The 24,748-nt window shown below is 69.9% G+C and carries 23 protein-coding genes and 1 tRNA gene; 13 read left to right on the top strand and 11 right to left on the bottom strand.

Features of this window, described 5'->3' with window-relative positions; translation table 11 throughout:
* Nucleotides 1-26 precede the first annotated feature (26 nt).
* Entirely contained in the window at nt 27-236 is a 210-nt protein-coding gene (locus LX16_RS13145; protein WP_147138629.1) for a hypothetical protein, read from the top strand.
* Nucleotides 237-352: 116 nt separating this feature from the next.
* Here the strand turns inward: LX16_RS13145 and LX16_RS13140 are convergent, their stop codons facing one another.
* Together LX16_RS13140 and LX16_RS13135 are read right to left on the bottom strand one after the other, a co-directional pair.
* Complete coding sequence (locus LX16_RS13140) at nt 353-793, bottom strand: VOC family protein (RefSeq protein ID WP_211354492.1); 441 nt, start codon at nt 791-793, stop codon at nt 353-355.
* A 339-nt stretch (nt 794-1,132) separates the two neighbouring features.
* A tRNA-Thr gene (locus LX16_RS13135) sits at nt 1,133-1,208 on the bottom strand.
* Nucleotides 1,209-1,339: 131 nt separating this feature from the next.
* Between LX16_RS13135 and LX16_RS13130 the strand changes: the two genes are divergently transcribed.
* Together LX16_RS13130 and LX16_RS13125 are read left to right on the top strand one after the other, a co-directional pair.
* The gene (locus LX16_RS13130) at nt 1,340-1,885 is read left to right on the top strand and encodes an alpha/beta hydrolase (RefSeq protein WP_147138627.1); all 546 of its coding nucleotides are present in this window, start codon (nt 1,340-1,342) and stop codon (nt 1,883-1,885) included.
* A 54-nt stretch (nt 1,886-1,939) separates the two neighbouring features.
* Nucleotides 1,940-3,529 carry an MDR family MFS transporter gene (locus tag LX16_RS13125; protein ID WP_147138625.1) on the top strand — a complete coding sequence of 530 codons (1,590 nt, stop codon included), beginning with the start codon at nt 1,940-1,942 and terminating at the stop codon, nt 3,527-3,529.
* Between the two features lie 2 nt (nt 3,530-3,531).
* Here LX16_RS13125 and LX16_RS27595 read toward each other — a convergent pair whose 3' ends face one another.
* The gene (locus LX16_RS27595; protein ID WP_147138623.1) at nt 3,532-4,770 is read right to left on the bottom strand and encodes an LURP-one-related family protein; all 1,239 of its coding nucleotides are present in this window, start codon (nt 4,768-4,770) and stop codon (nt 3,532-3,534) included.
* Between the two features lie 106 nt (nt 4,771-4,876).
* Complete coding sequence (locus LX16_RS13115) at nt 4,877-5,389, bottom strand: inorganic diphosphatase (RefSeq protein WP_147138621.1); 513 nt, start codon at nt 5,387-5,389, stop codon at nt 4,877-4,879.
* A 157-nt stretch (nt 5,390-5,546) separates the two neighbouring features.
* Between LX16_RS13115 and dacB the strand changes: the two genes are divergently transcribed.
* The 3 genes from dacB (at nt 5,547) to LX16_RS13100 (ending at nt 9,432) form a co-directional block, all read left to right on the top strand.
* Entirely contained in the window at nt 5,547-6,875 is a 1,329-nt protein-coding gene (gene dacB / locus LX16_RS13110; protein WP_211354491.1) for a D-alanyl-D-alanine carboxypeptidase/D-alanyl-D-alanine endopeptidase, read from the top strand.
* A complete protein-coding gene (locus LX16_RS13105; protein WP_147138619.1) occupies nt 6,872-7,351 on the top strand; it encodes an adenine phosphoribosyltransferase in 480 nt (159 codons plus the stop codon). Before dacB ends, LX16_RS13105 begins: the two co-directional genes overlap by 4 nt.
* Nucleotides 7,352-7,803: 452 nt before the next feature.
* Nucleotides 7,804-9,432, top strand: coding sequence for a glycoside hydrolase family 10-like protein (locus LX16_RS13100; RefSeq protein WP_483263573.1), 1,629 nt, complete (start codon nt 7,804-7,806; stop codon nt 9,430-9,432).
* A 149-nt stretch (nt 9,433-9,581) separates the two neighbouring features.
* Here LX16_RS13100 and LX16_RS13095 read toward each other — a convergent pair whose 3' ends face one another.
* Nucleotides 9,582-11,189 carry an adenylate/guanylate cyclase domain-containing protein gene (locus tag LX16_RS13095; protein WP_158645585.1) on the bottom strand — a complete coding sequence of 536 codons (1,608 nt, stop codon included), beginning with the start codon at nt 11,187-11,189 and terminating at the stop codon, nt 9,582-9,584.
* A 618-nt stretch (nt 11,190-11,807) separates the two neighbouring features.
* On the opposite strand from LX16_RS13095, the gene LX16_RS13090 reads away from it, so the two are divergent.
* Nucleotides 11,808-12,665, top strand: coding sequence for a lytic transglycosylase domain-containing protein (locus tag LX16_RS13090; RefSeq protein ID WP_147138613.1), 858 nt, complete (start codon nt 11,808-11,810; stop codon nt 12,663-12,665).
* Between the two features lie 177 nt (nt 12,666-12,842).
* Nucleotides 12,843-13,853 carry a GNAT family N-acetyltransferase gene (locus LX16_RS13085; RefSeq protein ID WP_147138612.1) on the top strand — a complete coding sequence of 337 codons (1,011 nt, stop codon included), beginning with the start codon at nt 12,843-12,845 and terminating at the stop codon, nt 13,851-13,853.
* Between the two features lie 17 nt (nt 13,854-13,870).
* Here LX16_RS13085 and LX16_RS13080 read toward each other — a convergent pair whose 3' ends face one another.
* Genes LX16_RS13080 through LX16_RS13070 form a run of 3 tightly spaced genes read right to left on the bottom strand, consistent with a single transcriptional unit; the run spans nt 13,871 to nt 16,014 of the window.
* Nucleotides 13,871-14,509 (bottom strand): DivIVA domain-containing protein, encoded by a 639-nt coding sequence (locus LX16_RS13080; protein ID WP_147138610.1) that lies wholly within the window; start codon nt 14,507-14,509, stop codon nt 13,871-13,873.
* A 2-nt stretch (nt 14,510-14,511) separates the two neighbouring features.
* Nucleotides 14,512-15,627: a globin domain-containing protein gene (locus LX16_RS13075; protein ID WP_147138608.1), complete on the bottom strand. Its 1,116-nt coding sequence runs from the start codon at nt 15,625-15,627 to the stop codon at nt 14,512-14,514.
* Nucleotides 15,628-15,630: 3 nt separating this feature from the next.
* Nucleotides 15,631-16,014: a group I truncated hemoglobin gene (locus LX16_RS13070; RefSeq protein WP_147138606.1), complete on the bottom strand. Its 384-nt coding sequence runs from the start codon at nt 16,012-16,014 to the stop codon at nt 15,631-15,633.
* A 510-nt stretch (nt 16,015-16,524) separates the two neighbouring features.
* Here LX16_RS13070 and icmB point away from each other — a divergent pair.
* Complete coding sequence (icmB, locus tag LX16_RS13065) at nt 16,525-16,929, top strand: coenzyme B12-dependent isobutyryl CoA mutase small subunit (RefSeq protein WP_147138605.1); 405 nt, start codon at nt 16,525-16,527, stop codon at nt 16,927-16,929.
* Nucleotides 16,930-17,621: 692 nt separating this feature from the next.
* Here the strand turns inward: icmB and LX16_RS13060 are convergent.
* Complete coding sequence (locus tag LX16_RS13060; protein WP_147138603.1) at nt 17,622-18,536, bottom strand: LysR family transcriptional regulator; 915 nt, start codon at nt 18,534-18,536, stop codon at nt 17,622-17,624.
* 332 nt (nt 18,537-18,868) lie between these two features.
* Between LX16_RS13060 and LX16_RS13055 the strand changes: the two genes are divergently transcribed.
* From LX16_RS13055 to LX16_RS13040, 4 genes are all read left to right on the top strand, one after another.
* Nucleotides 18,869-19,099, top strand: coding sequence for a hypothetical protein (locus LX16_RS13055; RefSeq protein WP_147138601.1), 231 nt, complete (start codon nt 18,869-18,871; stop codon nt 19,097-19,099).
* A 124-nt stretch (nt 19,100-19,223) separates the two neighbouring features.
* Nucleotides 19,224-19,997, top strand: coding sequence for a TerC family protein (locus tag LX16_RS13050; RefSeq protein WP_147138598.1), 774 nt, complete (start codon nt 19,224-19,226; stop codon nt 19,995-19,997).
* Between the two features lie 204 nt (nt 19,998-20,201).
* Entirely contained in the window at nt 20,202-21,572 is a 1,371-nt protein-coding gene (locus tag LX16_RS13045) for a hemolysin family protein (protein WP_147138597.1), read from the top strand.
* Entirely contained in the window at nt 21,569-22,591 is a 1,023-nt protein-coding gene (locus LX16_RS13040; protein WP_147138595.1) for a hemolysin family protein, read from the top strand. Before LX16_RS13045 ends, LX16_RS13040 begins: the two co-directional genes overlap by 4 nt.
* 78 nt (nt 22,592-22,669) lie before the next feature.
* On the opposite strand, the gene LX16_RS13035 is transcribed toward LX16_RS13040, so the two are convergent.
* On the bottom strand, nt 22,670-23,308 hold the full coding sequence (locus LX16_RS13035; protein WP_147138592.1) for a DUF998 domain-containing protein: 639 nt from the start codon (nt 23,306-23,308) through the stop codon (nt 22,670-22,672).
* Nucleotides 23,309-23,797: 489 nt separating this feature from the next.
* Complete coding sequence (locus LX16_RS13030) at nt 23,798-24,568, bottom strand: S1 family peptidase (protein WP_147138590.1); 771 nt, start codon at nt 24,566-24,568, stop codon at nt 23,798-23,800.
* Nucleotides 24,569-24,748 lie beyond the last annotated feature (180 nt).

Below are 24,748 nucleotides of genomic sequence, written 5' to 3'. Positions count from 1 at the left end.
ACATGGTGCGGTTCCGCAATATCGCAATGCGGAACTGGCAGTGCCGGATAGCGCCGGGCACCCGGGCGTACCTGTCCGAAGCGGAATTCGTCGCCGAGACCGAAGCGGCGATCCAGAACCTGCTCAGCGACTACCGCCGGGAGATCCTGTTCCTCAAGGATCGCTGCTACGACCTGGAGATTGCAATCGTCCGCGAGGCGCGGTTGCGGGCCGAAGCGGAACGCGCCGGCCGCTGACACGTGCGCCACCACGGGTACACCGACACCGGTCGACCCGGGACGGCCGGGCATCGGCAGCCATGAACAGAACACCGACCGTGCCTCCCGGTGCCGTCCGCTCGCGGACAGGTGCGTCAGCGGAGGTCCTCGGCGAGTGCGACGAGGATCCCCTCGGGGCCACGGAGGTAGCACAACCGGTGGACGTCCTCGAACTGCACGACCTCGCCGACGAGTTCGGCACCGAGGTCCCGCATCCGGTCGATCGTCTCGTCGATGTCGTCGACGGCGAACATGATGCGCCGGATGCCGAGGGTGTGCGGCGGGGCGTTGACCGGCAGGCTCCGGACCGGCTCCGGACTGACGTACCTGGCCAGCTCGACCCGGCCGGATCCGTCCGGCGTCTTCAGCATCGCGATGTCGACGGTCTGGTCGTCGAGCCCGACGAGGCGGGCCGCCCAGGCGCCCTCGACACGTGCCGTGCCCTCCAGTTCCATGCCGAGTCCGGTGAAGAACGCGATCACGGCGTCGAGGTCTTCGACGATGATCTCGATGTTGTCCATCCGTTTGAGCGCCATGGTGTCTCTCCTCGATCGTCGCGCGGCCCGTTGCGGCCGCCGTCGCCCCTGGGACGGAGCCGTCACCCCATTCTCGACATCCGGAGACGGATTCGGTGCCACCGATCCGCATTCCTGTTGGTCCGGTTGAGTGCCTTGGGTGGCCGCAGGCCGATCGACATGCCTCGAATTGACCTGTTTGTCCGGTTTCGCGTGGGCCTCAGACCACCCAAGGTGGGCCTCAGACCACCCAAGGCGAGATCGGGGCGGCAGGAGAGGTGTAGGCCCCCTTTAGGCCCCCTGACACGCGAAACGCCCCCGGTACCGTGTGGTGCCGGGGGCGTTCTTGCTGTTGAAGCGTGGAGCCGCCTGTCGGAATCGAACCGACGACCTATTCATTACGAGTGAATCGCTCTGCCGACTGAGCTAAGGCGGCGGGTGTTGCGGCATCGAGTGTAGCCGGAGGCGCGGCGGCGCGTACAGCGGGATTGGCCGTCGCCCACACGGGGCGACGGACGTCGGCGAAACCCGCACGCGCCCCCGACCGCCCGCCACTACCCTCGACACATGGACGACCGTCACATGGTGGTGATCCCGGGCAGGAACTTCGGGCCGTACTCGCCGCTGATGTTCCTACCGCAGCTCGCTGCGCGGCGACGCGGCGCCGAGGTGGTGCCGGTGTCCTGGCACCGCGACTTCGACGAACTCGGCACCGGCGGCATCCGCGCCGAGGAGTGGGTCGCCGACCAGGTGAACCCGGCGCTGGCCGGCCTCGACCGGCCGCTGCTGGTCGGCAAGTCGCTCGGCAGCTATGCGAGCCTGATCGCGGCGAACCTCGACCTCCCGGCCGTGTGGATCACGCCGCTGCTGCACCGCCCCGAGATCGTCGCGGGACTGAAGCGTGCCACTGCACCGTTCATGCTGGTCGGCGGTACCGCGGACCCGTCCTGGGACGGTGACGTCGCCCGCGGCCTGACGCCCCGGGTGTGCGAGATCCCCGGCGCCGATCACGGCCTGATGCGCGCCGACCGGCCGCTGGCCGACTACGCCGCGATCCTGTCCGAGGTGGGCACAGCCGTCGAACGGTTCCTCGACGACGTGTGGACCGGCTGAACCGCCTACCGCGAAACCGCCTGACGGCGGGGACACTCCGCTTATCGTCGTTCCATGACTCCGCCACCGGCCGGACCGTTGCCCGCCCGGCAGTTCTACGCCCTGCTGGCCGGTCTCATGCTCACGATGCTGCTGGCGGCCCTCGACCAGACCATCGTCGGTACCGCGCTGCCCACGATCGTGGGGTCGCTGGGCGGGCTCGACCAGTACGCCTGGGTCGTGACCGCGTACCTGGTCGCCGCCACCGCGTCCACCCCGCTGTACGGGAAGATGTCCGACATCTACGGGCGGCGGCCGGTCCTGTTGTTCGCCATCGGGGTGTTCCTGCTGGGTTCGCTGCTGGCCGGGATCAGCCAGAACATGCTGCAACTGGTGATCTTCCGAGGTGTGCAGGGCCTCGGCGCCGGCGGGTTGATGACCTTGGCCTTCACCGTCGTGTCGGACGTGGTGTCGCCCCGCGACCGGGGCCGCTACCAGGGGTTCTTCGGCGCGGTGTTCGGGACGTCCAGTGTCGCGGGTCCGTTGTTGGGCGGCTGGCTCGCCGACGTCGACTGGCGGTGGATCTTCTACATCAACCTGCCGACCGGGATCGCCGCGATGATCGTCATCGCCCGGGTGTTGCGGCTGGTGGACACGCCGCGCCGGCCGCACCGCATCGACTACGTGGGCGCGGTGCTCATGGTGACGTCGGTGGTGTGCCTGCTGCTGGCGACGTCGTGGGGCGGCGAGCAGTACCCGTGGGACTCGGGCGTGATCATCGGGCTGTTCGTCGCGGGCGCGGTGCTGGCGGTGGCGTTCGTGTTCGCCCAGACCCGCGCGGCCGAACCGATCCTGCCGCTGCGCCTGTTCCGGCGCGGCACCTTCTCCCTGGCCAACATCGGATCGTTCACGCTGGGTGTGGCGATGTTCGGCGGGATCATCTACGTGCCCATGTACCTGCAACTGGTACGGGGCTACTCGCCGACCGACTCCGGGCTGATGATGTTGCCGATGATGCTGGGCGTGGTGTTCACGTCGATCGTGTCAGGCCGGCTGATCAGCCACATCGGACGCTACAAGTGGTTCATCGTGGCGGGCGCGGTGCTCAGTACCGCCGGATTGGCGTTGTTCACCGGCCTCCACACCGACACGCCGCTGTGGCAGACGTTCACGTTCATGGCGGTGCTCGGTATCGGGCTGGGCATGTTCATGCAACCGCTGGTGTTGGCGGTGCAGAACTCCGTCGCGCCCTCCGACCTGGGGGCGGGCACGTCGACGGCCACGTTCTTCCGGTCGCTGGGCGGGTCGTTCGGGGTCGCCGCGATGGGCGCCGTCATGACCGCGCAGGTCGACCGTTCACTGCGGGAGTCGCTGCCGTCGGCGCTGGCGCAGTTGCCGCCGGAGGAGGCAGCCGCGTTCGCCGCCCAACAGGAGGCCGCCGGCGGTGACGCGCTGCTGCAGGACCCCACGACGATCCTGGCGTTCCCGGCGCCGCTGCGAGAGGCCGTGCAACAGGCGTTCGTCACCGCGCTCGACCACATCTTCCTGATCGCGGCGGTGGTGGCGGCGCTGGCGGTCGTCGTCGCGTTGCTGCTTCCCGACGAGGAACTGCGACACCAGGTGGGCGCGACGGCCCGCCCCGGGGACGGCACCGCCGTGCCGTGACGTCAGCCCAGGCCGCGGTCGTCCTGCTTCAGGGCGGTGTCCACGGTCAGCGCCGAGGCCACCACGAGGGAACGCAGCGGCTCCTGCAGCGGCCGGTGGATCTGCAACACGTAGTTGTCGGCCGTGGTGAAGAGGGTCTTGGCGATGCCCTCGAAGGTCTTGGTGATGCGGGCGACCTCCGCGCCGGTGTGGTCGACGATCGCGAAGTTCCACGCCCGCCAGTTCTCGCCGCGGATCTGGCCGTACTCCTGACCGTCGACCTGCATCGAGAAGTTGATCTTGCCGACCATGTTGAGCTGCTGGATCTCGCCGACGGCCGAACCGTCGCCGCGTTCGACGATGATCCGCGACTTGAAGACCTTCCGGGGGCGCGTGACACGCAGCAGCACCTGGCCGTGCCCGTCCCGGACCTCCAGCTTGTGCGTGAAGAACTGGTCGTAGCTGCCGAGGAAGCGGACCGCCTTCTTCAGGGCGCTCTGGCCGACCTGCACCACCGCCGCGACCTGCTGGCCGTGCTGGTTGAACACCGAGTACTCGTTGTTGATCTCGACCAGCTTCGTCTTCTGGTTGACCACCAGGACCGGTTCGCTGAACAGCGTGCCGCCGCCCTGGACCGTCGGGCCGCCACCGGCCATCTGGACCTGCCGCTGGACGGCCCCCGGGTCGTGGTGGCCGGAGACGTCCAGTTCGGCGATCTTCTCCAACTGCGACTGTTCGGGCTGCTGCGGCGGAGCGCCGGCGTGCTGGTGGCCGTAGACCTGGCCGCCGTGCTGCTGATGTTGTGGCTGACCGCCCTGGCCGTACACCTGGCCCTGCGGCTGCGGTTGGCCGCCCTGGCCGTAGACCTGACCCTGCGGCTGCTGGTGCTGCGGCTGGCCACCCTGCCCGTACACCTGACCCTGCGGCTGCTGATGCTGCGGCTGACCACCCTGCCCGTACACCTGACCCTGCGGCTGTGCCTGTTGTGCGGCGTAACCCTCGGCCGGGATGTGGTTCACCGGTTGGGCCTGGGAGGGCACCTGGTGTGCCTGCCGGCCGGCGGGGTCGGTGGTCACCGGTTGCCCCTGCGACGGTGTCCGGTCCCGCTGGTCACCGGCCTCCGCCTGCGACTGTTGCGGACTCTGCCCGGAAGCGGGCTGCTGCGAGTCGTGAACGTGCTCGGTCCACTGGTTGCCGTCGAAGTAACGCTGCCGACCGGGCTGCGAAGGGTCGGGATACCAGCCTGGAGGGGTCTGTGCCATGGCGCGACCCTACCCGACGATCCCGAACCGGTTTGTCCGGTCTGCGCCCCTCGCCCGTATCCTCCGCGGCATCCCGCCCCCACGACCTGCCGGTTCGGCCGACCGGTCAGTGACCTTCCGTGCCGCCCTCGGCGGCCTTACGGTCGATCTCGCGCTGTACCGAACGGCGGATCTCCTCCTCCGCGGCGACCCGCCCCACCCATGTGGCGCCCTCGACGCTCTTGCCGGGCTCCAGGTCCTTGTACACCGTGAAGAAGTGCTCGATCTCCATCCGGTCGAACTCCGGCACGTGGTGGATGTCGCGCAGGTGTTCCTGCCGGGGGTCCTCGGCCGGGACACACAGCACCTTGTCGTCGCCGCCCTTCTCGTCCCGCATCCGGAACATCCCGATGGCGCGCGCCCGGATCAGGCAGCCGGGGAACGTCGGCTCCGGAACCAACACCAGGGCGTCCAGCGGGTCGCCGTCCTCACCGAGCGTGTCCTCGATGAATCCGTAGTCGGCCGGGTACTGGGTGGCGGTGAACAGGGTCCGGTCGAGCCGGATCCGCCCGGTGGCGTGATCCACTTCGTACTTGTTTCGGTTCCCCTTGGGAATCTCGATGGTGACGTCGAACTCCACGGCGCCTCCCCTGACTGTTCGATGACTGGACGGGTATCGCAAGTAGTCTCACTCAGTGGCCATAAGCGTAGATAACAGCCCTGCTGATCAGAGTGATGCACCACACGGGGAGCCGGACGAGACCCCCGCCCGCCGCCGGTGGCCCGCGGTGGCGGTCGTGTCCTCGCTGGTGCTGGCGGTCGGTGCGGCCGTGTTCGTCTCCGTGGTGGACCTTACGCCGCCTCCCGAGAACGGCGTGTTGCGTTGGCCACATCTGTCCGCGGTGAGCGCGCCCGAGCCGTTCACGGGCCCGGCCGCGGAGGCACCGATGCCCACGGCCGACGGCCTGGCCGCCGTCCTCGACCCGCTGCTGGACTCGTCGGCGCTCGACGGCGACCTGAGCGTGTCGGTGCGGGACGGCCTCACCGGCGACGAACTGTACGGCCGGGGCTCCGAGACCGCGTTGATCCCCGCGTCGTCGACGAAGGCCGCCACGGCCGCGGCCGTCCTGGCGACCCGCGGCTCGGCCTACCGGATACCGACCCGCGTGGTGGCCGGTGAGGACGGCCGGGTGGTGTTGGTGGCGGGCGGCGACGTCACCCTGACCGAGGACGGCGACGGCTTCTACCACGGTGCCGCCGAACTGTCCGACCTCGCGGAGCAGGTCCTCACCGCCCTGAACGGCGAGTCGCCCGCGACGCTGGTCGTCGACACCTCCGTGTTCGCCGCCGACGACGGCGTGGCGCCCGGAGTCGCGGCGGCCGACGTGCGGGACGGTTACACCGCGCAGGTGACGCCCCTCATGCTCGACGGCGGGCGCGTGGACAAGGACGGCCCGGACTCGCCGTCGGCCCGGCACGGCGACCCGACGCGACACGCGGCGGACACATTCGCGGCGCTGATCGGCGCCGGTGAGGTCGTGGCGGGCACGGCGCCGGACGGCGCCACCGAGTTGGGTGTCGTGTACTCACCGACGATGCAGCGGTTGTCGGAGTACGCGATGCTCACCTCCGACAACCTGCTGACCGACGCGCTCGCCCGCCAGGCGGCGTTGGCGACCGGCGAACCCGGCAGTTTCGCCGGTGGTGCCGCCGCCACGATGCGCGTGCTCGCCGACCTGGGGCTTCCGGTCGACGGGATGGTCCTGAAGGACGGCAGCGGCCTGTCCAAGGACAACAGGCTGTCGGCCGGGCTGCTGGCGTCACTGGTGTCGGTGGCGGCGTCGGGGGAGCACCCGGAGTTGAGCGGCCTCGCCGCGACGATGGCGGTCGCCGGCCACAGCGGTTCGCTGTGGCACCGGTTCGACGACGACCGGGCCGCGCACGGCGAGGTCCGCGCCAAGACCGGGACGCTGTCGAAGGTCAGTTCACTGACCGGGATGGTCGTGGACGCCGACGGCCGGTGGTTGACGTTCGCGGTGATCGTCAACGACCGCGGCAACCTTTTCGAGGCGGAGGCGGCGATCGACGCCTTCGCCACCGTGCTGGCCGAATGCGGTTGCCGGTGACGGCCGATTCCGCGGTGGAGGTGTTGGCCGCCGCCACCCGCTGGGACGGCGACCGCCTGGCGACCCTGGCGTGGTGGACCGACGCACGCCTGCTGAGCCGACTGGGCGCGGCGCTCGCGGACCTGCATAGGGGGGAGCCGCCGACGCTGGTCGCGGGCGTGCAGTCGTCGGGGTATCTGCTGGCACCACTGGTGGCGAACGTCTTCGGGGTGGGGATGCTGGGTGTGCAGAAGCTTCCGCAGCCCGACGGGCGGATCATGTTGGCGACGGTCGCGGGCCGGCCGGACGCCTCCGACCGGGTGCTGCTGGTGGACGACGTCGTGGAGACCGGAGCGCAGGCCGCGGCGGTGAAGGACCTCGTGGAGGCGACCGGTGCGCGGTGGTCGGGCGTGGCGGCGATGGTGTCGTACGGCGACTTCCCGGAGTTGGGTGTGTGGTCGCTGGCCGACGTGGACTCACTGCGCCCGGCGGGCTGACCGGCCGGCGCGATCCTCGGGCACCGTCGCGGTGGCGGCGGTCCTCGGGGATGGCTGCGGTCCTCGGGAGTGGCCGCGGTGGTCGGCGAGGCTCGGCGGAACGGCGGTGGCCGAACGACGCACGGCGCCACCGAACGCCTTCCACCGGCCGGTTATCCACAATGCCGTCGTTGTCCACAGGCCCGCGTATCGGGGTTTCCCACGGACCGTTCACCGGCATAGGCTCGACGCCATGGGGAGGAGGAGTGGCGGCCCCCGCGTTCCCGCCGGTGGGGTGCCCCGCCCGCCCCACCGTCCCGCCGTGGCGTGCGCCCGGTGGTGTGGCCCGGCGACGGGGTTCCTTTCCCGAAGGAAATCTGCAATGCTGATCCACCCATCGATAGTTCTCTACATTTGTGGAACAGGAGCGGCAGATGCCAGACACCCGACCCGGCGCACTGTCCCGGCGTACCATGCTGGGCGCGGCAGGAGCGGCCGCCGCCGGCGCCGCACTGTGGACGGGATCCGGCGCGTCCGCCGACCCGGGCGACACCGTGACGCCGCAGGGCCGGCACGACGAACTCGATCCGGCGCGCCCCAAGGAGCAGTTCCGGGCCGTCTGGATCGCGGGCGTCGTCAACATCGACTGGCCGTCGACCACCGGACTGGACGCCGCCACTCAGCAGGCCGAGTACCTGCGGTGGCTCGACGACGCCAAGCACTACCGGTTCAACGCGGTGATCACGCAGATCCGTCCCACCGCCGACGCCTACTGGCCGTCCTCGCACGAGCCGTGGTCACGTTGGCTCACCGGTGAGCAGGGCGGCGACCCCGGCTACGACCCGTTGGCGTTCGCGGTGGAGGCCACCCACGCCGCGGGAATGGAGTTCCATGCCTGGTTCAACCCGTACCGGGTGTCGATGCCGGCCTCGTCCGGTGACGCCGGGACGGACCCGTCGAAACTCCACGAGAGCCACCCCGCGCGCCAGAACCCCGACTGGGTGGTGCCCTACCCGAAGGTGGGGGCCGCCGGGCGGTTGTACTACAACCCGGGCATTCCGGAGGTCCGGGCGCACGTCATCGACGCCATGATGGACGCCGTCGACCGTTACGACATCGACGCCGTCCACTTCGACGACTACTTCTACCCGTACCCGGCCGGCGGCGAGGACTTCGACGACGACGCCGCGTTCGCCGAGTACGGTGGCGACTTCACCGACAAGGCGGACTGGCGCCGGTACAACACCGACCAGTTGATCCTGGAGTTCGGGCGCCGGGTCAAGGAGTCCAAGCCGTGGGTGCGGTTCGGGGTCAGCCCGTTCGGTGTCTGGCGCAACATCGCCGACGACCCGGAGGGCTCCGACACCCGGGCGGGCGCCCCGACGTACGACGTCCTGTACGCCGACACCCGCAAGTGGGTGCGGGAGGGCTGGATCGACTACATCCTGCCGCAGATCTACTGGGCGATGTCGCTTCCGGCGGCGTCGTACCGGGTCCTCGCGGAGTGGTGGAACGACGCCTGTGAGAACACCGACTGCCAGCTGTACCTCGGTGAGGCCACCTACAAGGTCAACGTCGACACGGTCTCGCCCGAGTGGAAGCAGGACCCGCGTGAACTGCTGAACCACCTGACGTTGTGCCGGGAGCACGCCAACATCGTCGGCAACGCCTACTTCTCGGGCAACCCCGTCCGGCAGGACCAGTTGTCGGCGATGACGCTGCTGCGCGACGAGCACTACAGCCGTCCGGCGCTGGTTCCGGCGTCGTCCCACCTGGGCGGCCGGACACCGAAGGCCCCCAAGGTGTCCTCGGTGGAGTGGCGCGACGGCGCGTACACCGTGGAGTGGCGTCCGCACCGGCGCGGTGAGGGCATCGACGAGATCGTCAGGTACGCCGTGTACACGACGGTCGGTCACCCCGACGAGTGCGACCTGGCGGACGCGACGAACCTGGTCGCGGTGGTCCCGCACGACCCCGGCGCCGAGGTGCAGTCCTTCCGCTGGGAGGGCGGCTTCGAGTCCGGCCGGCGCTTCGCGGTGACCGCGCTGAACCGGGTGTGGACCGAGGGCCGGGCCGGCGTCCGCAAGACCCGTAAGAACTGACGGTTCGAGGATTCCGAACCGCGACGACGGGGCGGCGGCCCGGGGCCGGGCCGCCGCCGCCACGGTGTGGGGCAGGAGCCGGCACCACACCGCGTCGAACCCGGCGGCGGGCATCCGCGCTGCCGCCCGCCGCCGGGTCCCCCACGTGTTCACCTCGACGGCAGCGCCTGCGCCCAACTGAGTCGCGGCAACGGCATGCGCCCGGCCGACATCGGTGTCAGTCTCGGGTTCGACTCGCCGGCCCGGCGGCGGCGGTCGTCGGCGTACCACCGCACCGGCGCCGGCAACCGGTACGCCGCACCGGTCTCGGTGTGGTGCACGTCTACGAGTGACGCGTCCACCAGGTTGATCAGGGCGTCGAGCGCGGCGGCGGAACCGCCGCACAGTCTCTCCACCTCGTCCACTCCCGCGGGCGTCGGCCACGTCGAAAGGGCGCGCAGCAGGTGGGCGGCGCGTGGGGTCAGCTCCTCGCACACCTTGTCGAGCACGGTGGACAGTTCCCCGCAGGCGTCGAGGACGTTCAGGGGGTCCTCCCGGAGCCGTCGCAGCAGTCCGTCGGTCCCCAACACGGGTACGGCCGCGGCGAGGACGTTGACAGCGGGCGGGAAGCCGTCGACGTACCGGGCGAGCGCGGTGCAGTCGCCGGGGTCGACGCCGCCGGAGGCGGCGCGGGCGCGGGACCGCAGCAGTTCGGCGGCGTCGGGTACCGACATCGTCGGCAGCGCCCACTTCACCTCCCCGGCGAGCCCGAGCGGGTGCCGGGACGCCGACAGGACGCTCACCTTCTGGCATTCGGCCAGCAGCCGGGTCACCTGGGCGGCGTCCTGGGTGCGGGTGTCGTCGAGCACCAGGAGGCAGTGCCGGTGCCGCAGGACCTCGATGACGGCGTCGAGCAGTGACCGGAACGGGTCGCCGCGCAGTCCCAGTGCCGCCGACAGTGCCTCCCCGAGGTCGACGTGCCGGCTCAGGTCGGCGTACCAGACGCCGTCGCGGTAGGTGGAGGCGAGTTCACGGCCGAGGTGGCACACCAGCCGGGACTTCCCGGTCTGGGGTAGGGCGGTGACGCTGACGAGCCGGTGCCCGTCGAGCAGCCTGATCAACTGGCACTGTTCGTCGCGGCGGCCGATGAACCGGTCGGAGTCGGCGGGAAGGTTGTGGTGGCGCGACTCGGTCGCCGGTGGCGGGAACCGGCTCGGCAGGTCCACCGCGGTGAGCTGGTGCAGCCGCAGCGAGTCGTCGAAGCCGCGCAGCCGGTGCAGGCCCAGGTCGACGGCGGTGACGTCGGCGGGCAGTTCCGTACATGCCTCCAGTGTGGATTGGGAGCAGAGGATCTGGTCGCCGTGCGCGGCGGCGCAGACCCGGGCGGCCCGGTGGACGATCGAGGTGGCGTAGCCCTGGGCGTCCGGTACGGCGTGACCGGTGTGCAGTCCCATCCGGACCCGCGGCCGTGCGGGTGCGCTCCAGTGTGGAGCCGTGGGCCACTCGTGTCGCGCCAACATCCGCTGTGCCGTCACCGCCGCCGCGACGGCCGCGGCCGCGTCGGCGAAGGCGACGAAGAAGGAGTCGCCCTCGGTGAGCAGTTCCGTCCCGACCCGGCGACTGAAGACCCGGCGAAGCAACCGTCGATGGTCGTGCAGGACGCGGCGGTAGCCGTCGCCCAGTTCGCACGCCAATCGAGTGGAACCTTCGATGTCGGTGAACAGAAACGTGACCAGCCCGCTGGGGAGACCACTCCCCGGCGATGTCAAGCCGCCCACTCGAACCTCCTCTTCCCCCGTGGGCAATGCGCATTCCGCTCCAATTGAACGCAATACGCGCGGCATGGTGACGACAAACGTGGAAATTGTTGTCTCCAAACGATACGAGGACGATAAAACCGTCTCCGCCGCCGCACATCAGAGGCTCTCCGGTTGCCCAATACCCGGGATGCGACACGATTCCGGGCACACCGAACGCACGCGGGCCGGAAGGACCTCGTTGTCCTCCCGGCCGGCGGACACGGTGTGCGCACATCGCCGTCTCGCCTGGCCACAGGTGACGGAGCAGCCTCTCGGGTTCGACGAACGAAACGATCCGGCTCCCGTTCGGTTGCGATCTGAACACAATCGGGACGGCTTTTCCGGCAGCACACGCCAAAGCGCACCAGGCCGTGCGACTCGTGCCGCGTCCATGGGAACCCGGTGACCGGTAACCGGTTTCACCCGGTGGGGATCCGGAGTCACGTCACGATGACCCGACAGCCGACTCGACCGGGGTGGCGTCGGCCGCTGATATAAGGGATACTCGCGAACGTGGCGGCGTGGAATGTTACCCCCGGACGGCTGAAAGTCGCGGCGAGACGGTTTCTCGGTGCGGGAAGGCGCCGCCTCCGTCGGGTGTGGACCGCCGCCCGCCGCCCCGGCGGCCGGATGGTCACCCAGGGTGCGATGACGGTGGCGGTGCTGGCCGGAGTGCTCGGGCTCGCCGTCTACGCCGTCCCCCACGCCGGGCCGGAGTGGGCCTACGGTGAGGAGGTCGATCCGACCACCGTCGCCGACTCGGGCGACGCACCCCTGGCGCTGCCCCCGGGAGTGGACGCGGTCCCTGGTGTACCGGGTGTCCCGGGTTCGTTCCCCTCCGAGGAACCGGGCACCGAATCCGGCGGCCCCACCGGGGCGGACCCGGTGCTGCAGGACTGGGCGGCCTCCCTGGAGGAACCGCTCGGCATCTCGGCGCGGGCCCTGCAGGCGTACGGGCACGCCGAGATGGTGTTGAAGTCGGCGCGACCGGCGTGCCGGCTCGCCTGGACGACCCTCGCCGGGATCGGCAGCGTCGAGACCAACCACGGCACGACCGGCGGCACCTCGCTGGCGGCCGACGGGCGGCCCGCGAAACCGATCCGCGGCCCGGCGTTGGACGGCACCAACGGCAACGGCGCGCACCCCGACTCCGACGGCGGTGAACTCGACGACGACACCACCTGGGACCGGGCGGTCGGCCCCATGCAGTTCATCCCCGAGACGTGGGACCGCTGGGCGGCCGACGGCGACGGCGACGGCGTCCGCGACCCCAACGACATCGACGACGCGGCGGTGGCGGCCGGTCACTACCTGTGCGCCGACAACCGCGATCTCTCCCGGGCGGCCGACTGGTACGCGGCCGTCTTCTCGTACAACCACCTCGACACGTACGTCCGTGAGGTCTACGCCCGCGCGGACGACTACGGCAAGCGCAGCAAGAGTCCCCGGTCGTAGACCGCCTGGCGAGAAGGGCCCGACAGATGGTGCGGTGGCGGCACGGGCATGCCCGGCCGCCCCGTGGGTCGCGTGTCCGCCGACGGCCGGTGACCGGGGTCCCGGCGGGCGGTGAGGGGTTCGGTGACGAACCGGTCACCGCCATCCGGGACCATTGGCCTAGGAGGTAGTCACGCCATGCAGATCGCCGAGTTCACGCCCGCCCACGCCAGCGCCGAGGAGCTGGAGCAGTGGCGGGAGGTGCTCAACGCCATGACCGAGGCAGACATGCCGGGGGAGCCTCGATGGCACGGCGACCGGATGCGCGACTACCTGTCGATCACGATGCCCAACGAGAGACGGCTGGCCTATGTGGCCCGCGACGACGCGGGCCGGATCGTCGGCCACGCGAACCTGCTGGTGTACGGCGGCGAGTTCGCCGACACCGGCATCTTCGAGATCTTCGTGGAACCGGGCCACCGCGGTTCCGGCGTGGGTCGTGGCCTGTTGCGGGCGGTGGCGCGGCGGGCGTCCCGGGAGGGCCTGCGCGCCATCGGCGTCGAGGTCATCGCGACGACACCGGCCGTCGGCTTCTACGACCGGCTGGGTTTCGGCCGCGCCGTCGTCGAGAACCGGCACCTGCTGCGGCTCGCCGACGTGGACTGGGAGACGGTGACCGACAGCGCGGGGCGTCTCGCCGCCGGGTACCGGCTTGAGTACTTCACCGGCGGCCTGCCCGATCACCTCATGGAGCGTTACGCCGCCACGAAGGTGCACCTGAAGGCGGAACCGGCGTACAACGTGGGTACGTGGCGCGGTTCCGCCGACGCCAGGCGGCTGCGCGACAGCCTGGCGACACTGTCCGCACGGGGTCTGCGCCCCCACTTGGTCGTCGCGATCGCCGAGGGCAAGGAGGCGGTCGTGGGGTTGACGGAGCTGGTCGTGGCCGCCCAGCGCCCCACCCGTGGCGACCAGTACGACACGGTGGTGGCACCCGAACACCGCAGTTACGGCCTCGGCATGGCGATGAAGGCCCGCATGTTGTGCGAGCTGCGCGAGGCCGAACCGCAACTGGTCGACGTGCAGACCTGGACGTCACTGGACGGTGACGCCATGGCCCACGTCGACGCGGAGTTGGGTTTCCGCAACGACGTCCAGTGGTTCGAGTACGAGGCCGACGTCGCGGAACTGGTGCGGCGCCTGGGTTGAGGCGGCCCGGGGCGGTCTCAGTCGGCGGTGACCTCGACGCCCTGGGCGTGCAGGTCGGCGATGTCGGCGTCCAGTTGCATCCTGGCCATGCGGAGCTGCTCCTCGGCGGCGTTGATGGCGGTCATGAACGCCTTGGCACGCGCCAACTGCCGGGCCTGGTCCTCCTGTTGGGAGTCGCGTTGCCCGCCCGCCTGCAGCCGGTACGCCTCGGCGGCGCGTTCGGCCTCCACCTCGGCCTGCTCGCGTGCCATCTGAAGTACCTCGCGCGCCTGGCCACGGGCCTGGCCGATGATCTGGCGACAGTAGTCCTGCGCCTGCGTGACGTACCCCTCGGCCTGCTGTTGCGCCTGCGACAGCAGGTTGATCGCGTCGGGGTCCATGTTCCGCATGGTCTCGGCCTGACGGCGGTCGTTGGTGCGGCTCTGCCAGTCCCGCAGTGCCCGCTTGTAGTTGTCGGCCTCGGCCCGCAGCGAGGTCTCCAGTTCGAACCGGCGGGACAGTTCCCGGGCGACGTCCGACAGGAAACCGTCGACCTCGTCCTGGTCGTATCCGCGCCGGCCCAGCGCCGACCGGTTGAATCGGACCCGGCTGACCTGGATCGCGGTCATCCGGTTCTCCACGGGTGCGCCCTCATAGGCGCGGTCCGACATCGTCATGGTCACTTCTCCTCGTCCCCGTACTGATCGAAGTAGATGCACGCCGGGTCGACGCCGGACTCGACCAGGCCGCTCCGGGCCGCCGACACCATGCCGGGCGGTCCGCACACGTACGCGTCGACACCGACGGTGTGTCCGTACCGCAGCGCCACCTCCACCGGGTTGCCGACCTGGATGCCCGGTTCCGGGTACCCCGCGCGGACACAACCGGTGAACCGGAACCAGTCGTTGCCGGCCTCGAAGTGGCGCAGGCCGGGAAGGTCGTACAGGGCGTCGGTGGTCTCGGCGCCCCAGAACAGATGCGTCGGGCGGGGTCGGCGGGCGAGTTGTTCGATGAGCGCCTTCATCGGCGCGAAGCCGGTGCCGCCCGCCAGCATCAGCACCGGGCGGTCGTTGTCCCGCAACACGAGGTTGTCGTCGATGGGCGGGCCGAGCCGCAACACGTCGCCGGGCCGGGTGAGGTCCACCAGGGCGGTGGAGACCAGGCCCGCGTCCACCAACCGGACGTGCAACTCGATGGAGTTGTCCTCGCGGGGTGCGTTGGCCGGCGAGTAGGCGCGCCACAGCCGGGGCCGCAGCGGCGACGACACGGTGATCGAGTGCCCCGGACGGTAGTCCAACCGGGTGTGGGGGACCACGGTCAACACGGCCAGGTCGATACCGATCCGGCGGTGGTCGACCACGGTGCCGTCCCACCACGCGGGAGTGACGTGGGCGGCCTCGTCCGCGGCGTCGGCCATGACCTGGGCGACGATGCCGTAGGCGGTCTCCCAGTCGGCGGCGACCTCCGGCGTCCACGCGGGTCCGCTGAAGTGCGCGAGGGTGGCGAGCAGCGCGTCACCCACCGCGGGGTAGTGCTCCCGCAGCGCGCCGAACTTGCGGTGGTCGGCGCCCAGGCGGCGCAGGTACGGCACCACGGCGTCGAGGTTGTCGACGTTGCTGACCACCGCTCCCAGTGCCCGGACCAGCTTGTCCCGTTGCGAGGCCATCGCGATGGGGAACAGCTCGCGCACCTCGGGGTGTGCCAGGAACAGTCGTGAATAGAAGAACAGCGGGACCTGCTCACCGTGAGCGGCGACCAGGCCCCAGCTCGCCTTCAAGCGATCGGCGTCGACCATGCGTTACGAGTCCCGTTCGACCACGTCGTCGGCGACCGATTTGAGGACGCCGGACACCGAGTCGGCGATGTCCTGCGGAGCGCCCATCTCGGACAGTACGGCCAGGAGGTGTTCACACACCTTGTCGTAGTCGGCGCGGTTGATCCCCATGCCCCGGTGGGCGTCCTTGAGCTCGCGCCCGTCGTACGCCTTGGGGCCGCCGAGCACCTGCGACAGCAGGGCCGCCTGGTGCCGTTTGAGGGTGGGCAGTTCGATGTGGGTGAAGTAGCCGGAGACCTGCGGGTCGGCCAGCAGCCTCGTGTAGAAGCGCTCCACCGCCTCGGCGATGGTGGGGGCGCCACCGAGGCGTTCGTACGGAGACAAGGCGAGGCTTTCGGAAGTCGGCACTGAACTCGTTCTCCTGCGGGTTTCGAGGGATGTCCACCGGCGGAGCCGGCCGTCGGGGGTTTACCCACCGGCTCGGATCGATACCGGCGGGGCGGCGGCTCCCCGGAGGTTGAGGGTTCAGCCATACGGTACCCAAGCCCCGGCGGGACGTAAGAGGCCGTCTTTGGTCCTCGTTCGTCGCGAGCGGCGATCCGGTCGAGTGCATCCGCAAGGCGGAGAACGTCCTGCGTACCGGTGTCGTACACAGGACGTCCGACAACGCCGTGAGGCGCCGACCGGGCGACGCGCAGCAGAACAGCGGGATCGAAGACGGCCTCTAGGCCACCGTGACGGGTCTGGTCAGAACCGGTGCGTACGACGACTGCCAGGCCACCTGAACGTTGGGTAAGCTCGGCGGGTCATCTGTTCCGGTTCGTCCGCCTCACGGGCGCCGCGACCGGTTCCCCTCGATGACCTGTTGACCACAGCCGGCCTCGACAGTGTCGTCGGCGCACACCGGAAGGAAAGTCAATGGAATCGCGGATCCGCGTCGTGGTGGCCAAACCGGGGCTCGACGGCCACGACCGTGGCGCCAAGGTGGTGGCACGGGCGTTGCGCGACGCCGGCATGGAGGTCATCTACACCGGCCTGCACCAGACGCCGGAGCAGATCGTCGCGGCCTGCATCGCCGAGGACGCGGACGCGGTGGGGCTGAGTGTCCTGTCCGGTGCGCACCTGACGTTGTTCAAACGGGTCACCGAGCTGTTGGCCGAACGTGACGCCGGCGACATCGTCGTGTTCGGCGGCGGCATCATCCCGGAGGAGGACATCCCGGTCCTGAAGGAGTACGGGGTGGCGAAGATCTTCACGCCGGGCGCCACGACGCAGTCCATTGTCGAGTGGGTGCGCGGCAACGTGGCGGCCGCGGCCGCCTGAACCCGGCCCCCCGGTCCGGTGACGACCGCCCGAGCGGCATCGTGCCTGCTCAGCGGCATCCCGGCGACGCCCGTCACCCGTCCGGGAACTTTCGTCGAAAAAGATTTCGGCGAAGGCGTAACCCCCGTCCGTACCCGTCGTTTTAATAGACGTCGGAGCAACACGGCAAGCGGCGAAGAAGCCGAGGCCGGTATCCACAAGAGATACCAGCTCCGAATGCGGAACGGCCGATGCCCTGTCGGTCGAGGGGTGGCGACGGGGCATCGTGCATATAGGGGGGCCGAGCTTCTGAGGGGTGAGTTCGGCCCCCGTTTCGTGCGCCGGCTTCGCCGGCGCACGAAACCAAAAGCACCGCGTGCGCCGGCTTCGCGGCCACGCGAAACCAGCTGCACCGCGTGAGTCCTACAGCGCTCCGGAACCGCTCCCTCCACGTGTGCCTGCGAAGCGGGCACACGAGACCGAGTTGCACCGCGTGTACCAGCACACGAATCCGAAAGGGCCGTCAGCGTCCGCCCAGCCGGCACACGCCATGCACCGCGTGAGTCCTACAGCACCCCGGAACCACTCCGACCGCGAGTACCCGCGAAGGACCCTCCCATCGGTGATCCGCGCAGCGCGCTTCCCACCTCGCATCCGGAGCGGCCGCACCCATCCACTCGGGACATATCACACCGGCCGGGTCGTTCCGCCGGTCAGCCCCGGTCACGTAGGGCGGTGATCTCCTCGAGCGCCGTGGTCGTGGCCGCCACCGCGGGATGTTCCCGGAAACCACGTCGCGTGACGCTGAGGAAGTGCCGGAACGGCTGGTGCGGCCCCGCGATGGGCACGCGTCGCAACGCCAGGTGCGGCGGCAGTTCCGCCAGGCGCGGGATGATCGCGATACCGAGCCGATACGCCACCAGGGTCGCCACCACCGACCATTCGCTGGCCTGGTGCGCGACGGAGGGACTGAACCCGGCGTTGCCGCAGGCCGCGAGCACGTGCTGGCGTGAGGTGCTGCCCGGCAGTCCGAGGATCCACCGTTCCCGGGCGGTGTCGGCGAGCGTCACCGTGTCCCGTTCCGCCAACGGGTGGTCGGAGGACACCACGACGTCGAAGGGGTCGTCGAACAGCGGACGCTGATCGAAACGCAGGTCGTCCAGCGGCGGTGAGTCCAGCGTCGCCTCCACGATCGCCAGGTCCGCGTCGCCCGCGAACAACAGGTCGAAACACTCCCCCGCCTGCGCCTCGCGCAGACTCACCTCGATCGCCGGGTGCCGGACGGCCAACAGTTCAGCTGTGGGGGCCAATAGTGTCGCTATTGCGGTGCCGAAACCACACAATCGCATCTCCCCGCCGGGCTCGGCTCCGGTGGCGTGCAGTTCGGCCTCGGCGCGGCGCCACCGGGCATCGATCGCGTCGGCGTGGGACAGCAGCAGATGCGCCGCCGCCGACAGTCTGACCCGCCTCCCCTGGGGTTCCAGGAGTGTGACGTTCAACTCCCTGGCGAGCTGTCTGATCTGCTGTGAAGCAGCTGAAGGGCTCATGTGAAGAGCCTTGGCGGCGGCTGTCACGGTGCCGTAATGTGACACCGCTCGCAGTACGTGGAGTCTTCGCAGGTCAATCACCGTGAGGTGCGCCTCCTTCGCGGTACGTGGTCGGGGTCGAGTCGTTCCGGGACCGCCCCGGGGGCGATCGTGAAGGCGAATCTTAACGGTCCCGTGCGCCGATTCGTGTTAGACCTTTAGCGTTTCCCGATGCATCCTTGCGAGCAGACGGCGCGTGTTGCCTCCGGTCGGTCCCCACCACCGCACCGAGGCGGCCGCAACCGGTTCCGCCGGGTCCGCGCCGGGGTAGTCCCACGGGGCGGGCCCCGGAACCACGGCGACGAACCGGCGCCGTGCAGCCGGGGCCGCCGCACCACGTAAACCGATACACGCCATTCACAAGGGAAGCGCTCATGAACTCTCTCTGCCCGCACTGCGGCTGGCCGGACGCCGAGGTCTACCAGGTGGTGTCCCGGCGTCTGACCCGTGACAGCGGCCTGATGTCCTGGACCAGGTGTGCGTGCGGTTCCCTTCAGATGCGGCAGCAGCCCAGGGGTAAGGAGACCGCCGTCGTCACCCGGGGCCGGCCCACCGCCGACATGGCGACGCTGCGTCACGGGCACCCGGAGCTTCCGTCCGTCTGACGGTCCGACGGACGGCCCACCGACCGCCGCACGCCACGGGTGCGGCGGTCTCGGCGTTCCACGACCCGGATATCCACCGGTCCGGGGCTGTGGAAACGAGCATCGATCGCTTATCGTCATCGCCATGGAAATCCTCGCCGACCCCGCGACGTGGATATCGTTCGCCACGCTGCTCCTGCTGGAACTCATCCTGGGTGTGGACAACGTCGTCTTCATCTCGATCCTCACCGGGCGACTGCCCGAGGAGCAACGCCCCCGTGCCCGGTTCATCGGCCTGTCGCTGGCCCTGGTCACCCGACTCGCCCTGTTGGCGACCCTGTCGTGGATCGTCGGGCTGACCGCCCCGTTGTTCACGCTGTTCTCACACGACTTCTCGGGACGTGACCTGATCCTGATCCTGGGCGGTCTGTTCCTGCTGGTCAAGGCCACTCACGAGATCCACCACCGGTTGGAGGGTCCCGAAGAGGGCAAGCACGCCGGCGACGGCAAGAAGGGCGCCGTCTTCACGTCGATCATCATCCAGATCGCCGTGCTGGACATCGTCTTCTCGCTGGACTCGGTGATCACGGCGGTCGGCATGGTGGAGAACCTGTGGGTCATGGCGGCGGCGATCATCGTCGCGATCGCGATCACCCTCTACTTCGCGGGTGCGATATCGCGGTTCATCGACGCCCACCCGTCGATCAAGATGCTCGCGCTGTCGTTCCTGGTGCTGATCGGGGCGAGCCTGATCGCGGAGGGCTTCGGCGCCCACATCGACAAGGGCTACGTGTACGGCCCGATCGCCTTCTCGCTGATCGTGGAGCTGTTGAACATCCGCGCCAAGAAGATCCGCAGCAAGCCCGTGCGGTTGCGCGACGCCTACCACGACACCGCCGAGGAATCGAAGACCGGCTGAGCCGCGGTGGGGCGGGCGGTCTCCCCGCCCGCCCCACCGGCTGCGGTGTGCGTCACGGCGACTTCCCGGAGTCACCGAGATCCCCTAGGATTGACGGATGTTGACCACGATCGGTGACCCGGAGGGGTGTAGTACCCGGCCGGGCGAGAGGGCCCGGCAGATCCACGCGACGGTGTGCGTCGCGCGCACGGAGGTGGGACCCCCGTGCTGATCCTGGTCGGATTGGTGATCATCGTCGCCGTCACCGTCGCCACGGCGTTCTTCGTGGCCCAGGAGTTCGCCTACGTGGCGGTCGATCGTTCCCGGTTGGCGCAGCTCGCCGAGGCCGGTGACAAACAGGCGACACGCGCGTTGAAGGTCACCGCCCGGTTGTCGTTCATGCTGTCCGGCGCGCAGCTGGGTATCACCGTCACGGCCCTGTTCGTGGGTTTCTTCGCCGAGCCGTACCTCGGTCAGGGGTTGGCCGCCGCGTTCGGTGACCTGGGGGTCCCGGAGTCGGTCGGCACCGTCGTCGCGATGGTCCTGACACTGCTGTTCGCCAACGTGGTGCAGATGGTGTTGGGCGAACTGGCGCCGAAGAACCTCGCGATCGCCGAGACCGTCGCCCTGTCACGTTGGCTGTCGGCGCCGACCCTGGTCTATCTGGCGATCGCCGGGCCGGTCATCCGGTTCTTCGACTCGGTGTCGAACTGGCTGCTCAGGTCGGTCGGCATCGAACCCGTCGAGGAACTGCCGCACGGCGCGTCGGCCGACGACCTCCACCACATCATCGACGAGTCCCGCGAGGGCGGGCACATCGACGCCGAGTTGTCGCGGATCCTCGACAACGGCCTCGACTTCCGTGAGCTCACCGCCGGGCAGGTCATGACGCCGCGCGTGGACGTCGACACGATCGACGCCGACGTCCCGGTGTCGCACCTGGTGGACCTGCTCGCCACCGGCCGGTCCCGGTTCCCGGTGGTCGGTGACGACATCGACGACGTCGTGGGCGTCGTCGGCATCGCCGAGGCGGTGACGGTGCCCCGCGACCGGCGCGACGGGGTCAGGGTCCGCGACATCGCCGCACCGCCGCTGCTGATCCCGGAGAGCCTGCCGCTGCCCGACGTGTTGGAGCGGTTGCGTGCCGAACACCGGCAGCAGGCGTGCGTACTGGACGAGTACGGCGGCCTGGCGGGCGTGGTCTCGTTCGAGGACGTGGCCGAGGAGCTGGTCGGCGACATCCGCGACGAGGACGACCGGCCCGCCGAACGGGTCATCCACCGCACCGACGGGAGCTGGCTGGTCCCGGCGCGGCTGCGGGTGGACGAGGTCGCCGACGCCACGGGTGTGCAACTGCCCGAGGACGACGACTACGAGACGCTCGGTGGCCTGGTCATGGACGCGCTGGGCCGTATCCCGCACTCCGGGGACGTCGTGGACGTCCGGCCGGTGTCGTGGACGCTCCAGGACGAGTCCGGCAACGGTGACGGCACCCCGCCGCTGGCGCGGCTGCGAGTGGTGTCGGTAAGACGGCACGTGCCCAAGACCGTCGCGGTGCAGTTGGTCGACGCCGGCGGAGCGGAGGTGAATGCGTGAGTACGGTGTGGGCACTGGTGGTGTCACTGTTGCTGCTGGTCGCGAACGCGTTCTTCGTAGCCGCGGAGTTCGCGCTGCTCGCCAGCAAGCGGCACCGGTTGGAGACGATGGCCGCCGACGGCAGCCGCGCGGCGAGGGCCGCGCTGCACGGCACCCGCGAACTGACCGTGATGCTTGCGGGCGCCCAACTGGGGATCACGGTGTGCACCGTCGGTCTGGGTGCGCTCGCCGAACCGGCGTTGGCGCACCTGCTGGACCCGTGGTTCCAGAGCTGGGGGATCCCCGAGCAGGCGTCGTACGCGATCGCGTTCCTCATCGCCCTGGTCGTCGTGGTGTTCCTGCACATGGTGATCGGTGAGATGGCGCCGAAGTCGTGGGCTATTTCGCACCCGGAGACCTCGGCGGTGATGCTGGCGTTGCCGTTCCGCGGTTTCGCCTGGCTGCTGCGGCCGCTGCTGCTGGCGTTGAACGGGATGGCCAACGGCCTGGTCCGCCTCGTGGGTGTGACCCCGCAGGACACCGCCGCCCAGGCTCACGGCCCGGACGAGCTGCGCATCCTGCTGCGGGAGTCGCGTGAGCAGGGGTTCCTTCCGGAGCAGCAGCATCTGATGCTGTCGGGCGCGTTGAAGGTCCAGTCGACGACGGTGGCCGACGTCATGGTCCCGCGCGCGGAGATGGTGACGGTGCCGCAGTCGGCGGACGCCGTCGAGATCGAGGCGACCAGTCGTGACACCGGCCGGTCCCGCCTGGTCGTCGTCGACGGTGACGTCCCGGTCGGGATGGTGCACATCCGCGACGTGGTGCGTGCCGACGCCGACACGGGGGCCGCCGAGCTGATGTGGCAGCCGTTGACCCTGGCGGAGGACCAGACGGTCGCGGGCGCGGTCACCCTGATGCGGCAACGCCGGTCCCAGCTCGCCCTGGTGGGCGACGGCACGCGGGTGGTCGGGCTGGTCGCGTTGGAGGACCTGCTGGAGGAGATCATCGGCGAGTTCGAGGACGAGACCGACACGCCGTGACGGTCGGCTCCCCCGGCCCGATGTGAAACCGCCGCGCGTCCCGATCGGACGCGCGGCGGTTCCGTCTCGCCGTGACGGTCAGCGCCGCCGGACGGCGGCGTGGCCGTGCCGGGGCAGTCGCAGCAGCCGGGTCGCGACCAGTGCCATGGTCGCGATGATCGTCCCGGCGAGGATCCGCTCGTACAGGCCGATGAGGAACCGGTCACCGAAGAACATGGCGTAGGTGACGGCGAGTCCGGCGGTGGTGGAGACGATCGCGAGGACCTGGAGCGGGAATCGCAGGTCGGTCCAGTCCTCGGTGGTCGCCAACCGGATGAGGAGCAGACCGGCCAGCATGAACGCCATGCAGCCGAGGATCGCGGCGTACCGGTGCACCTGCGCCGCGGCGGTGAACGGGGTTCCGGGTTCGACGGTGGGGACCAGTGCGGCGATGAGGAATCCGGCGCCGCCGACGCCCATGGACGCCGCGAGCGGCCCGCCGACCCGGATCCGGGCGGCGTACATCCCGGCGAGCAGCGCCAGGCTCGCGAGCCCGGCGACGAGGATCCCGAACTCGACCGGCCCCATCCTGTCCATCGCGGCGTACGCGGAGATCGTGCTGTCGAACGGCGACAGCGCCTCGTCCGCGCCCAGATGTCCCAACAGGACGATGGACGCGGAGAACAGCAGGCCGCCGAAGGACAGCCTGACGAGCCAGAGCGCCGATTTCGTCAGCATGTCGCGCCTTTCAGGGGTACCGGGGGTGGCATGCCTTCAACGCTAGGAGCGGATGGTGGTCACCGCCGTCGGGTGACACCCGGATTCAACCCTGAAACCGTCCCGTGTCATCCGGTCCGGGTTGTGACGGTCGCTTCGGAGGGCGCGGTCACCGCCGGTGAGCCGAAGCCGGGCCGTCCCGGTGGCCGGTCACCGGCGAAGAACCGCAGGATCTCCAGTAGCCGGTTGCCCGGTCGGGCGCTCCGGTGCCCGCCGGACGGGTCCGCGGGGGTGCCGAGCCGGGACATTCACCCAGGGGAGGTGGTGCCGCGACACCCGGGCCGCCCACGGTGTCGGGGAGTCGGAGCCGGAGAGGTGGCCGCGCAACGCGAACGGCACGGCCCGCGACGGCGGTCTGGCGAACTCGGCGGCCGGATCGGCCCGGCGGGAGTCACCCCGGTCCAGCAGTACTCGTGCCGGGTACCGGGCGGCCGGTACCCGGCACGGGGTTCACAGTCCGCTCACCTGATTGATCCAGGTCGCGTTGTGGGGGATGGAGGTGTAGCCGCCCCAACGGGTGTCGGCGGGGACGTGGCCGATCGCGCAGACACCGGCGAGGACGTATCGCCCGGTCTGGGCGCTGGCGACGAACCCGGGGCCGCCGGAGTCGCCGCCGGCGACGCCGCCGTCACCCATCATGCAGATGACACCGGGCGTGTCACACCACTGGGTGGTGGTGTTGCCGTCGGAGTACTTCAGCCGGTCGGGGAGGGTGCCACCCCAGTCGGGCTGTTCGGAGCCCCAACCGTAGATGGTGGACGCCTGACCGGTGGACAGGTCGGCCGAGGTGGCCATCGGCGCGTAGCTGTTGGGGAACGACTGGCTGAGCCGGAGCAGGGCGATGTCGTTGTTCGGCCAGGCGTACTCGGGGTGCAGGTGTTTCTCCGAGACGGTGACGACGGTGCCGCCGCCGCTGCGCGACAGGGAGCCGATCCTGACCGAGTAGGCGCCGGACCCCTCCACGCAGTGGGCGGCGGTGATGATCCACTGCGCGCCGATCTGGCTGGCGGTGCAGGTGAAGCCGCCGTTGTTGTACAGGGCGGCGATCCAGGGCTTGGGTTCGGTGACGGTGCCGCCGCCGACGATGTCGGTGCCGACGTCGCCGTGGTGCTGGGACACGGTGACGTCGGCGTGCGCGGTGGGGGCGGCGCCGACCGCGAGCGCGGCGGTGGCGATCACCGCGACGGGCACGAGTCGCCGCCACAGGCGGAACGGTTTCATGGTGCTCCTCGGGGGTGGAGGTCCATTGGTGAGGGTTTCGACCGGGTTCGCCCGATCACACCTTTTGTCCCAGGCGGCACGTGACATGTCAAGCACTGAACGCGATATTTAAATCCTTCTTATCTATTCGGGGTGGCCGGGCGCGCCGACGACGACCGCACCCGGTGGCAGGATGACCGG

Origin of the sequence: Stackebrandtia albiflava (genome assembly GCF_007994225.1) — a bacterium.
Taxonomy (GTDB): Bacteria; Actinomycetota; Actinomycetes; order Mycobacteriales; family Micromonosporaceae; genus Stackebrandtia; species Stackebrandtia albiflava.
Note: the sequence above shows the minus strand (reverse complement) of the source record. Positions and strands in the feature narration are given on the sequence as shown.